This is a genomic window from Sphingobium trunci (assembly GCF_022664535.1).
In the GTDB taxonomy this organism is placed as follows: domain Bacteria; phylum Pseudomonadota; class Alphaproteobacteria; order Sphingomonadales; family Sphingomonadaceae; genus Sphingobium.
The window spans coordinates 95,726-107,538 of record NZ_JAKUJY010000016.1 but is presented as its reverse complement, the minus strand read 5'-3'; the positions used below and the strand labels follow the sequence as shown (position 1 = coordinate 107,538).

12 protein-coding genes and 1 tRNA gene are annotated in these 11,813 nt (G+C 64.8%); all 13 read right to left on the bottom strand.

Features of this window, described 5'->3' with window-relative positions:
- On the bottom strand, window positions 1-506 hold a 506-nt coding region (locus tag MJ601_RS14715; RefSeq protein ID WP_242127705.1), incomplete at its 3' end, for a tyrosine-type recombinase/integrase.
- 173 nt (window positions 507-679) lie between these two features.
- Window positions 680-755 (bottom strand) — tRNA-Phe (locus tag MJ601_RS14710).
- 50 nt (window positions 756-805) lie between these two features.
- Entirely contained in the window at window positions 806-1,003 is a 198-nt protein-coding gene (locus tag MJ601_RS14705; protein WP_242127703.1) for a DNA gyrase inhibitor YacG, read from the bottom strand.
- The gene (locus MJ601_RS14700; protein ID WP_242127701.1) at window positions 993-1,982 is read right to left on the bottom strand and encodes a ribonuclease; all 990 of its coding nucleotides are present in this window, start codon (window positions 1,980-1,982) and stop codon (window positions 993-995) included. The genes MJ601_RS14705 and MJ601_RS14700 overlap by 11 nt, the downstream gene beginning before the upstream one ends.
- 64 nt (window positions 1,983-2,046) lie before the next feature.
- Window positions 2,047-2,619 carry a Maf family protein gene (locus tag MJ601_RS14695; protein WP_242127698.1) on the bottom strand — a complete coding sequence of 191 codons (573 nt, stop codon included), beginning with the start codon at window positions 2,617-2,619 and terminating at the stop codon, window positions 2,047-2,049.
- Between the two features lie 6 nt (window positions 2,620-2,625).
- Window positions 2,626-2,844, bottom strand: coding sequence for a translation initiation factor IF-1 (infA, locus tag MJ601_RS14690; protein ID WP_003049127.1), 219 nt, complete (start codon window positions 2,842-2,844; stop codon window positions 2,626-2,628).
- Between the two features lie 60 nt (window positions 2,845-2,904).
- Window positions 2,905-4,194 carry an adenosylmethionine--8-amino-7-oxononanoate transaminase gene (locus tag MJ601_RS14685; RefSeq protein ID WP_242127696.1) on the bottom strand — a complete coding sequence of 430 codons (1,290 nt, stop codon included), beginning with the start codon at window positions 4,192-4,194 and terminating at the stop codon, window positions 2,905-2,907.
- Window positions 4,195-4,268: 74 nt separating this feature from the next.
- Window positions 4,269-4,685 carry a DUF4168 domain-containing protein gene (locus tag MJ601_RS14680; protein ID WP_242127693.1) on the bottom strand — a complete coding sequence of 139 codons (417 nt, stop codon included), beginning with the start codon at window positions 4,683-4,685 and terminating at the stop codon, window positions 4,269-4,271.
- 211 nt (window positions 4,686-4,896) lie between these two features.
- A complete protein-coding gene (locus MJ601_RS14675; protein ID WP_242127692.1) occupies window positions 4,897-6,939 on the bottom strand; it encodes a M13 family metallopeptidase in 2,043 nt (680 codons plus the stop codon).
- 146 nt (window positions 6,940-7,085) lie between these two features.
- Window positions 7,086-7,700 (bottom strand): dethiobiotin synthase, encoded by a 615-nt coding sequence (gene bioD, locus MJ601_RS14670; protein WP_242127690.1) that lies wholly within the window; start codon window positions 7,698-7,700, stop codon window positions 7,086-7,088.
- A complete protein-coding gene (locus MJ601_RS14665) occupies window positions 7,697-8,821 on the bottom strand; it encodes an 8-amino-7-oxononanoate synthase (protein ID WP_242127688.1) in 1,125 nt (374 codons plus the stop codon). Before MJ601_RS14665 ends, bioD begins: the two co-directional genes overlap by 4 nt.
- 155 nt (window positions 8,822-8,976) lie before the next feature.
- Entirely contained in the window at window positions 8,977-9,657 is a 681-nt protein-coding gene (locus tag MJ601_RS14660; protein ID WP_242127715.1) for a DUF2490 domain-containing protein, read from the bottom strand.
- A 153-nt stretch (window positions 9,658-9,810) separates the two neighbouring features.
- Window positions 9,811-11,769 carry an alpha/beta hydrolase family protein gene (locus MJ601_RS14655; protein ID WP_242127686.1) on the bottom strand — a complete coding sequence of 653 codons (1,959 nt, stop codon included), beginning with the start codon at window positions 11,767-11,769 and terminating at the stop codon, window positions 9,811-9,813.
- Between the last annotated feature and the right edge of the window lie 44 nt (window positions 11,770-11,813).

Here is an 11,813-nt window from a genome sequence, read left to right as displayed (position 1 = left end):
CTGCGGAGGCGATTCGCTGTCTCATACCGGCCCCGCACTTCCACCTTACGCAGGACCTCCAGCAGTTCTGGCGCTGCAAGATCCGCGATCGGCCGGTTGCCGATCAGCGGGTACGCCAGTTCAAGCAGCCACCGCATCTTCTGGAGGGTCTTGGGTGCCCGGCCTTCAAGCTCCAACCGACCGAACCATTCATCGGCGATGGCCTGAAAGGTCTCCTCCGCCTTGGCCCGCTGCTCGCGGATCTTCTCCTTGCGCACTTCGGTAGGGTCTCGGCCATCGGCCAGCGCCTCCCGAGCCTCCGCTCGCTTCTCCCGCGCCCTTGCGAGAGACACGTCGGGGTAGTTTCCGAAGGAGAGGGTCTTCTGTCGACCAAGGAAGCGATAGTTCATGCGCCACAGCCGGCCGCCAGAGGGAGCAACCAGCAGATACAGCCCCAGACTATCGGCAAGTTTGTAGGCCTTATCCCTTGGTTTTGCAGCATTTATTGCCGTGACGGTGAGCGCCATGATGGTATCTCCGTGATGGTATTTTACCGGATACCATCAAAATACCATCACCGAGGGCTGGCTGCCAGTGTACCCCCGGGGACGTACGGGGACGATGGGCTATTGAAAAACCCACATTTTCCGCCATTTTCTGGACGGCTCTGGATGCTGCTGGATGAAGAAAAAAGAACAAATGGTGCCCGGGGACGGAGTCGAACCGCCGACACTGCGATTTTCAGTCGCATGCTCTACCAACTGAGCTACCCGGGCACGGTTGCGGGTGAGGACCACCGGCGCGTCGTGAGGCGTGCCTATAGGCATCAGTCCGGGGTGCTGTCCACCCCATAATCGTCACTTTTTTTCATCTCCTCCCCGGCCGGGCGGCCGGGCACGCGATAGCCCTCGCCCAGCCATTGCAAAAGGTCGCGGTCGCGGCAGGCCCTTCCGCAAAAGGGACGGGTTTCGGGGTGGGAGGGCTGGCCGCAGATCGGGCAGGAGGAGGAGGCTTTAGGCGACATGGCCCGCCGATATGGCAAGCGCCGCGTCCGCCTTCAAGCCGATCGCGCCGCCCCGGCGGCGGGCAAGCTGTTCGATCCAGTCCGGCGCCTTGTGCAGCCGGTCGATGATCGCGGGCGCAGCCGTGATCGTCGCCGGGCCGCCATGGCCGTGGCGTTCGGCGCGGCGGAGGAGCGCCAGCGCCGCCGTCTCGACCGGGTCGGTACGGAGCAGTTCCATGAGGTTCATGCGTTCGCGGCGGCGGATGATCTGGATGAAGCCGAAGCCGTTGACCGCCGTGCGCTCGAAGGGAAGCGGCAGATATTTGTCGATCTGGGCCGAAGCGACCGCGCGCTCGTCCTTGTTGTTCATCGTCGGCAGGTCGATGCCGATCGATCCGGTCAGGCCCATGCGGCGGATCGCCTGCGCGGCCAGTTTCGCGCCCTTGGGGCCGAGCTTGGCCGGCGGCATCGAGCCGTCCACGTCGATCAGGATCATCGCCGGAGTAGGAAAGATGCGCAGGGCCGCTTCCTCGGTGCCGATGTCGCCGGACATCGCCTCTTCCATGAGTTCGCTCCAGCCATGGGCTTCGAGCCGGTCTTCCTCATGCGCCGGGCAGGGCACGACCGGGATGCCGGTGGCCCGGATGCGCTGGAGCAGGCTGGGGGCCGGATGCGCCTTCGAACCCGGCTGGGCGATGCGCGCCTTGGCCAGCTTGGCGCGGCCTTCCTCCGGAATGGCCTCCCGCAATATTTCGAGCAGCACGGTGGCGCCCTCCGCGATTTTCGGCGGGATGGGTTCGACCAGCACCTCCTCGCCGGAGAGCAGCCGGGCGATGCCGCGCCGCTTCGGGATGACGGTGTGCGTGAGCTTGCCCTGCATGATCGCACCCGCGCGGGCGGCTTCACTCTCGCGCTCGATCTGCGCTTCGACCAGCCGGCCCTTCTCGATCAGCGCCGCGCGGGCCTCGCCAATTCCTTCTTCATAAAGCCATTCGGCCATCTCGATATTCCTGTCGGTCGTGATTGCCGAGCCGGGAAATGTGCCATTTCCCCTCGAAATCACTTTAGTCCAGTGGATAGCCCGCTGCCTTGAGCAGCGCGCGGGTTTCGTAGAGGGGCAGGCCCATGATCGCGCTGTGGCTGCCCTGGATGGCGCGGATCAGGCCCGCGGCACGGCCCTGGATCGCGTAGCCACCCGCCTTGCCGTGCCATTCTCCGCTGGCGATATAGGCGTCGATCTCGGCCCGCTCCAGCCGCTTGAAGGTGACGATGTTGGTCGAGAGGCGATGGCGCGGCTTTCCTTCCGCATCGATCAGCGTGATGGCGCTCAACACGCGGTGGCGGCGGCCGGAGAGGAGCTTCAGGCACGCGCGCGCCTCCGCCTCGCTCTCGGCCTTGGGCAGGATGCGGCGGCCCGCGGCGACCACCGTATCGCCCGACAGCACCAGCGCGCCGGGATGGCGGGCGGCCACCAGCGCGCCCTTGCCGGCGGCGACGCGGGCGGCATAGGCGGCGGGAAGTTCGCCCTTGAGCGGGGTTTCGTCGATATCGGCGGGGTCCACCGCATCGGGACGCACGCCGATCTGGCCCAGAAGGTCACGCCGTCTGGGGGAAGCCGAAGCAAGAATCAGCCGCATCTGGGCTTATTTGAAGCGGTAGGTGATCCGACCCTTGGTCAGGTCGTAGGGGGTCAGCTCGACCAGCACTTCGTCGCCCACCAGCACGCGGATGCGGTTCTTGCGCATCTTGCCAGCGGTGTGGCCGAGGATCTCGTGATCATTTTCAAGCCGCACGCGGAACATGGCGTTGGGGAGAAGCTCCACAACCTGTCCGCGCATTTCCAGTAGTTCTTCTTTTGCCATAATATCCTGGGGAAACCGAAAAATCGCGCCGCCATAGCGCCAAAATGCCGAAAAAGAAAGTCAGGCTGCTGCCCCGAATGTTTCACCGGCTTTTTGAAGCACCGCGAAGACGTGATCGAGCTGATCCGCGTCCAGGCAATAGGGCGGCATCAGATAGATGGTGTTCCCCAGGGGCCGCAGCAAGACGCCATTTTCCTGCGCAAAGGCGCGCAGGCGCGGGGCGAGGCCGGAAAGATAGCCCGCGTCCGGCGCGATCAGGTCGATCGCGGCAATGGCGCCCAATTGGCGCGGGTTGGCGAAGGCGGGGTGCCGGGCCAGTCGCTCGAGTCGTTCCGCCATGCCCCGCGACAGGGCCGCGATGCGGCCCGGCACATCCTCCTCGCGCCAGATGGCGAGATTGGCGACGGCGGCGGCGCAGGCGATGGCGTTCGCGGTGTAGCTGCTCGAATGGTAGAACAGGCGCGCCCGGTCGGTCGATTTGTGCGCGTCGAAGATGCGCGGCGTCGCCAGCGTCGCGGCCAGCGGGATCGCCCCGCCGGTAATGCCCTTGGCCACCGCCATGATGTCGGGCACGACGCCCGCCTGCTCGCAGGCGAAGAGCGTGCCGGTGCGGCCCCAGCCGGTCATCACCTCGTCCGCGATGAACAGCACGTCATACCGTGCGCAGATCGCCGCCATCTCGCGCAGAACCGGCGCGGGATAGATCAGCATCCCGCCTGCCCCCAATATCAGCGGCTCGACGATGAAGGCGGCGGGCCTTTGCGCGCAGGCAGCCCGCAGCGCGTCGAGCGTCGCCTGTTCCTGCCCTTCATAGGGGAAGGGAATGGTGTCCACATCGAACAGCAGCGGCGACCAGGCGGCATTATAGACGCCGCGTTCGCCCACCGACATCGTGCCGATGGTATCGCCATGATAGCTGTGCTGGAGCACCAGGATGCGATGCCGTGCCTCGGCCAGTCCATCCAGCGCCAGATTATGCCAATAGCCGAGCGCCATCTTGAGCGCGACCTCGACCGCCGTGGAGCCGCTGTCGGAGAAGAAGACATGCGCCAGCGGATCGCGGTCCGCCGCCCTGGGCGCGAGATCGACAAGTCCCCGCGCCACGTCCTCCGCCGGTCCATGGGTGTAACCGGCGAAGATGAGCTGGTCGAGCCTGCCCGCCTGGTCCGCGATGGCCGCCGCGATCCGGGGATGGCAATGGCCGTGGGTCGTCACCCACCAGCTCGATATGCCGTCGATCAGCGTGCGGCCGTCCGCCAGATATAGCAAAGCCCCCTCTGCCCGTTCGACATGGGGGATCGGCTCATTCAGGCCGTGCTGGAAAAAGGGGTGCCAGACAGGGGAGGTCATGACGGCTGCTTAGGCCCATGACCTCCCCTTCTGCAATGCCGCTTAGCGCGGCGGGCCCTTCTGCAATGCCGCTGTTATTGGGCAGGCGTTGCCGGGGTTGCCGGTTCGGCCGGAGCAGCGCCCGGTGCCGCAGGCGCGGCCGGGGAAGTCGGCGCGGCGGCCTGGATCTTCTGCTGGAGCGCCGGATCAGCGGCGGCCGCCTGGCCGATCTGGTTGAATTTTTCCGGCGGAATGCCCGACGCCTGGAGCGCCGCCAGCATCTTGGGCTGCTTGTCCGCGGCAGCGATCGTCGTATCCTGCTGGATTTTCGTCACCTCGACCGCGGCGGCGGCGAACTGCTTGATTTCAGCATCGCTGAAATTGCTGGCGCCCGCAGCCGGAGCCGCAGGGGCGGCCGGAGCGGCAGCGCCCTGTGCCAGGGCCGGGCCCGCCACCGCCAGCGCGATCGATGCCATACCGCTTTTCAGAAAGATGGAGTTCATACCCGTCAAAATGCTTCTCCTCGAACGTGACCATGGTTTGAACGCAAAGCTGTGGAAGAGGTTGACCGGAGAAAAGGCCGATCCGACAAACTGTTGCATTTAAGAGACGGTCAACAAATAAATCGCAGTTAATCCCTCCTAGCCCACGATTCATCGTCCGGGGAAATCATTGCGAAGACACAATAAAAGGGCCGGTCTTGTACCGGCCCCTTCCTGATTCTTACCAGATCTTCACCCGATCCTGCGGCGCGAGATAGATTTTGCCGCCCGGCTCCGGCTTGAAGGCCGAATACCATTGGTCGAAATTGCGCACCGTGTCGGTACGATATTGCGAAGGCGAATGCGGATCGGTCACCAACCGCTGGCGCAGATTGGGCTCGCGATAATTGCGCCGCCACACCTGCGCCCAGCCGAGGAAGAAGCGCTCATCGCCCGTGGTGCCGTCGATCACCGGCGCGGGCTTGCCGCCCAGCGAGGCATGATAGGCGTCCAGCGCCACCGCCACGCCGGCCAGATCGCCGATATTCTCGCCCAGGGTGAAGGCGCCCTTCACATGCGCGCCGGGAAAAGGCTCATAGGCATCATATTGCTTGACCAGCCTGTCGGTCAGCGCCTTGAAATTGGCGACGTCCTGGTCGCTCCACCACTGGTTGAGCTTGCCCGTCTCGTCATATTTCGCGCCCTGATCGTCGAAATGATGGCTGAGTTCATGGCCGATCACCGCGCCGATGCCGCCATAATTGACCGCCGGATCGGCATGCGGGTCGAAGAAGGGCGGTTGCAGGATGGCGGCGGGGAAGACGATCTCCACCATGCCAAAATTGGCATAGGCGTTGATCTCCATCGGGGTCATGCCCCATTCCCAGCGATAGATGGGCTTGCCGAGCTTGCCCATCTGATAGTCGAATTCGAACTGGTTGGAGCGCAGCGCATTGCCGAACAGGTCGTCGCGCTTGATGTCGAGACCGGTATAATCCCGCCACTTGTCGGGATAGCCGATCTTCGGCGTGAAGGCGGCCAGCTTCTTGTGGGCGCGGGCCTTGGCGGCGTCGCTCATCCAGGTGAGGCCGTCGATGCGGCGGCCCATGGCGGCGATCACATTCTTGACCAGCTGGTCCATCGCCGCCTTGGTTTCCGGCGGGAAATATTGGGCGACATAGACCTTGCCGACTTCCTCACCCATCGAGCCTTTCAGGAAATCCACCGCCCGTTTCCAGCGCGCCTCGCGTTCCGGGGTACCCGACAGGGTGGTGCCGTAGAAGGCGAAATTGGCGTTGGCGATGCTGTCGGGCAGCTGATCGGCATAGCTGTGCAACGTGCGCAGTAGCAGCGCGTCCTTGAGCACGCCGATCGGGGCCTTGGCGATCAGCGCGGCTTCGCCGGTGACGGCACTGGGCTGCGACACCAGGAGATCCTTGGGCGCGAGCCTGTTGGCGGCGAAATAGGCTGTAAAGTCGAAGCCCGGCGCGGCCTTCTGCAAATCGGCCAGCGTCATTCTGTTATAGGTCTTGTCGGCGTCGCGGCTATCGACCCGGGTCCAATGGATTTTGGCGATTTCCGTCTCGAACGCCATCAACGCGGCGGCGCGGGCCTTGGCATCGGCTTCTCCGGCAAGCGTCAGCATCTTTTCCAGATGCGCGACATAGGCGGTGCGGATCGCCGCCATCTTCGCATCGGGCTCAAGGTAGAAGTCGCGATCGGGCAGGCCCAGCCCATCCTGGTGCAGCACGAGGATGTAGGTTTCGGGGTCCTTGTCGTCCTGATTGACGGAAAAGCCGAAAGGTCCGTCAATGCCTGCGCGCGCGGCTTCGGCGGCAAGCTTCGCATAGCTCGCCTTGTCCTTCACGCCCTTGATCTTCGCGATCCAGGGCTTGACCGGGACCAGGCCCTTTGTCTCGACCAGGACGGCGTCGAGATAGCTGGCATAGGCATTGCCGATCTTGCTGTTCGGATCGGCCTGCGCGGCGTCGAGAATGGCCTTGGTCCGCTCGCGCGACAGGTCGTCCAGCGTGTTGAAGGCACCGTAATTGGACTTGTCTGCCGGGATCGGCGTGTTCTTCGCCCATGTGCCGTTGGCATAGTCATAGAAATCGTCGCCGGGTTTCACCGACTTGTCCATGCCCGCGCTGTCGAAGCCGTAGCTGCCATAAGTGGGTTTGGCGGCCGGATCGGACCCGACCGGGCTTGGGCTTGGGCTTGTCTGGGCGACGGACGCGCCCGCGGCCAGCGCAACGGCCGCTGCGCCGAGGAGGAGATATTTCATCAAAGCTTCCCTTGCTTCTTGGTCAGGGCGCGCTCAAGCGCCCATGATGGCAAGGAGTTGAGCGCCCCGAAGCCACGATGTCCATGTCGTTGGTCGAAAAATCCCGGAAGCCGGCGGCTTTTGAAAGCGGCGGATCATTCCGCCCGTCAAGGCAGGGCGATTGCCGCGGCGAACGCCGTGCGCAGCGTCTGCGCATCCAGCGGATCGAGCTTCGGCAGGCGGCCGAGGCACCGCACCTTTCCCAGAAGCGGGATGATCCGTTCATTCTCCTGATGCGGTTCCCCGATGAACACCATGCCCGCGATCGGGATATTCCGCGCCCGCAGGGCTTCGATACTGAGCAGGCTGTGGTTGATCGTGCCCAGCCCGGTCCGCGCGCACAGGATCACCGCTTCGCCCCAATGCGCGAACAGATCGATCATCAGCAGGCTTTCGCTGACCGGCACCATCAGCCCGCCCGCGCCTTCCACCACCAAAGGCCCGTCGACCGGCGGCAGGGCCAGGCGGCCGAGGTCGATCTCCACGCCGTCGATCCTGGCCGCCAGATGGGGCGAGGCGGGCGTGGTCAGCCGATAGGCTTCGGGCAGGATATGCGAAGCGGGCAGGCCGGAAAGGGCGGCGACCCTTTCCTTGTCGCCCTCCGGATCGACGCCCGCCTGGACCGGCTTCCAATAATGCGCGCCCAAAGCGCCCGCCAGGCCCGCAGCGAAGACGGTCTTGCCGATATCGGTGTCGGTTCCGGTGACGATGAAGATGCTCATGCCACGATCCGCCGCAGTTCCTCGCCCAGCGCGGCAATGTCTGCGCGCCCAACGTTGAGCGTCAGCGAAATGCGCAGGCGGCTGGTGCCCGGCGGCACCGTCGGCGGGCGGATGCCGCGCACGTCGAAGCCCGCCTCCTGCAGGGCGGCAGCGGCCGCCATGGCGCGGCGGTCCTCGCCCAGCACCACGGGCACGATCTGGCTGCGGGGCGCGGGCAGGCCGAGCGGCGCACAGATGACCTCCGCGGCGTCGATCATCAGCGTCTTCAATCGCTCGCGCAGGTCGCCCGCCTGCTCGATCCGGTCGAGCGCGGCCGAGGCCGCCACCGCCATCAGCGGCGAAGGCGCGGTCGAGAAGATGAAGGCACGGGCCCGGTTGATCAGATAGTCGATCAGGATGCGCGGCCCGCAGATCAGCGCGCCCTCCACGCCCATCGCCTTGCCGCAGGTGTGCAGCGTCACGACATTGTGCAGCCCGTCAAGGCCGGACGACAGGCCCCGCCCGGACGGCCCGAACACACCGGTGCCATGGGCTTCGTCCAGGATCAGCATGGCGTCATGCTTCGCCGCCAGCGTGGCGAGGTCGGCCAGCGGCGCCATGTCGCCGTCCATCGAATAGAGCGTCTCGACCGCGATCCACACCCGCCCCTTGCCTCCTTCGGCGCGCCAGGCGGCGATCAGGTCGGCAAAGCTCTGAACCTCATTATGGCGGGCGAAGACGGTCGCCGCCTTCGACATGCGGATGCCGTCATGGACACTGGCATGGATCAGTTCGTCCGCGACGATCAGGTCGCCCCGCTGGGACAGGGTGGAAAACAGCGCGAGATTGGCGGCAAAGCCGTTCGCCAGGAACAGCGCGCCCTGCGTCTTGAAGAAGGCGGCGGCCTTCGCCTCCAGCCCTTCATGTTCGGGCGCATTTCCGCGCAGCAGGCGCGATCCGCCCGATCCCACCGGCACGCCGCGCGCCACGGCATCGGCCACGGCCTGACCGATGATCGGGTCGGATGCGAGGCCGAGATAGTCGTTGGAGGCAAAGTCGCGCCCCGCACGCGGCATCAGGCTGCGCAGGCGGCCGCGCTTTTCAAGCGCCGCCAGTTGCGAGCGGAAGGGTTCGCTGGTCATGGCGCGCGCTATAGGCGCGCATGCCATGGCGGGGCAAGCATGTCCGCCCCACGACCGTCATGCCGACGGATGGATTGGGGAAAGGCGGGCGTGACTTCCCCCCCTCCCGCTTGCGGGAGGGGAATTCCGGAATCGGGTCGAATCCAGCCGCCGGTTCAGAAATTGAAGTTCAGCGAGAAGGACGCGACATTGTCATTGGGATCGTCGGCATGGGGGCGGAAGCCATGCTGGTGGAGATAGCCGATCTCCGCATTGATGTTCTTCGCGACCGGCGTGGTGATGGCGATCAGATTGCGCATCCGCTCCTCGCCCTCGACGCGCTGGAAATTGGTGGTGTTGAGATCGATGAAGCTCTCATGGCTGAGGAGCAGCGCGGTCTTGCCGCCTTCCCTGAAAGGGAGCACATATTTGACAAAGGGCCGCAAGCGCCAGGCGGTGCCGTCAATCCCTTCACGCCAGCGCTCCTCCAGCCGCAGGCGGGCACTGAGCTGGCCGGGGCCGATTTTGACGATGTTGTCGAAGGTCACCTGCTGGCGGCCACGATGCTCCATCACCGCGAAATCGCCGGCATTATAATTGGGATCATGGGTATAGCCCGCCCAGACCGTGACCTTCTTGCTGAGCTTGTAGCCGAGCAGCGAGTTCATCTCGACCTCGTACAGCCCGTCGCGGTCATTGCTGAACCGGGCGATGACCTCTTGCGAGAAACGCCAATGGTCGCTCAACTTCACCATGGCGCTGGCCGTGGTCCAAAGCTGTTCGTCTTCGCTGGCATGGGCCATGGCGGGAAAGGCAAGCGCAACGAGCGCAGGCAATAATCTGGTAGTCAATCGCATCATTCATCTCCCCCGCCCTTGCTGGCGCGATGGGGCCAATATGACCGATAGATGACTCTTTTGTGACTATCGCATTGCCATTTTGTTTCAGACGCGCACTGCCCGCCCCTGATGCGGGGCGGGCAGGCCGCCGGACGCGGCAGGGCGCCCTCGTCAGGCCGGATTATGCTCCTTCAGAAAGGCATCCATGCGCTGGAGGAATTCCAGCCGGTCGGCCTGGCGCGAGAAGAAATGGTCGGCCAGCGGCTGTTCGACATAGATATAGTCGCGACCCACGACCTTGCCCGCGGCCTTCAGCTTCTCCGCCATTTCGCGGGACTGGCCGACCTGGACGCGGCGGTCCTTCTTGCCATGCATCAGCAGGATCGGCGTGGAAAATTGCGCGGCGAAGTTGATCGGAGAGACGGCGAAGAAATCGGGCGCCTGCTCCTTCATCCAGTCCTTGCGCGTGCCATGGTTGAGGAACCGCGAATCATAGCGCATCATCGCCGCCAGGTCGGAAACCCCGGCATAGGAAATGGCGCAGCGATATCTGGAACCATCGCGCTGCGCCGCCCGCATCGCCGCATAGCCGCCATAGGAGGCCCCGGCGATGCAGACCCGCTTCGCGTCGGCAATCCCCTGCTGCACGGCCCAGTCGACCGCGTCGTTCAGGTCGTCCTGCATGGCGAGGCCCCATTGCCCCTCGCCCTTGTTGGCAAAGGCCGTGCCATAGCCCGACGACCCCCGATAATTGGGCTGGAGCACGGCATAGCCGCGATAGGCGAGGAACTGCACCCACCAGTCCCATTGCTCGCTGTCGCGCGCAAAGGGTCCGCCATGGGGCAGCAGGATGAGCGGCAGATTCTTCGCATCCCTGCCCGCGGGCAAGGTCAGGACGGCCGCGATCTCCAGCCCGTCGCGCGCCTTGTAGCGGATCGTCTTGACCGGGGAGAGATGGACGCCGGGGCCGAAGCTGGCGCTGACCTTCGACAGGAGGCTCATCGCCCCGGCCGAAGTGTCGTAATAATAATAGCTGCCCGGCTGGTCCGGGCTGCCGACATGCACGATCATGCGGCTGTGATCGCGGCTGGTGGACATGATGCGCGCGCGGCGACCGGCGCCCACCGCCTTGTCGATATCGGCCTGGATCTGCACCAACCCCGGATCGAACCAGTGCACCCCTGGCCCATCGGCGGTGTAATAGACCCCGGTCAGCCCCGTTCCGGCAACGTCACGCTCTATCCCGTCAATGTCGAAGCCGGGCGCGGCGAAGATCTTCTTCCCCAGTTCCAGCCTGGCGAGGTCATATTCGTACAGGGCGTCCGTGCCCTCATGATCGTCGCTGGCGATCGCCTTGCCCGGCTCGGCGGTGAACAGCATCGGCACCACCATCGATTCGTCGCGGCGGCGATTGGCGCGATCGATCACCCGGAAGCCGGACCGGTCATCGGCCCGGTAGAGCAGTTTCGACGTGCGCGCCGCATCGTCATAGCCCACCCCCATGCGCACCGTCCCGGCGGCGTCGGCATACCAGGACATGACATTCTGGCGCGGCGGCACGAGCTGGCGCATCCTGCCGGTGGAGACATCCACCGAGTCCACCTGCGGCCAGAAACCGGGAAGATTGCTGTAGATCGACGTCTGATAGGCCAGCAGGATGCGCGGGCTGCCGTCGCGGGCGACCCAGATCACATCGTCGGCATTCTGCGCCGCCGCATTCTTGCCCAATATGATGATCTTCGACCCGTCGCTCTTGATGCTGGCGACACGGCCGATCGACCAGGGCATGCCCTCTACGCTGGTCTCGGCGCGAATACCGGCGATCAGCCATTCGTCATTGACCCAGCTCCACCAGTTGAGATCATTTTCGCCCAATTGCAGGGCACGGACGCGATGGGGTCCGTCGGCGATGGAGGCGATCATCAGCATGAGTTCGCCGTCGCGCGCCACCTTGGCGGCCAGGCGCATGCCGTCGGGCGAAAGTTCCGGCCGCTCCATCAACGGCAATTCGGCAAAGGCCTCGATCGGCCACTCCTTGCGCGGAGCAGGCGCCGCCGCGCCGGTCTGAGCAGTGGCGGACACGCACAATTGCGCGAGCAATATGCCCGCGACCACAGAAAACCCCCTCAAGCATTCCCCCGTAAAAAAATGGCCCCACCCCGTTATAGGGCAGG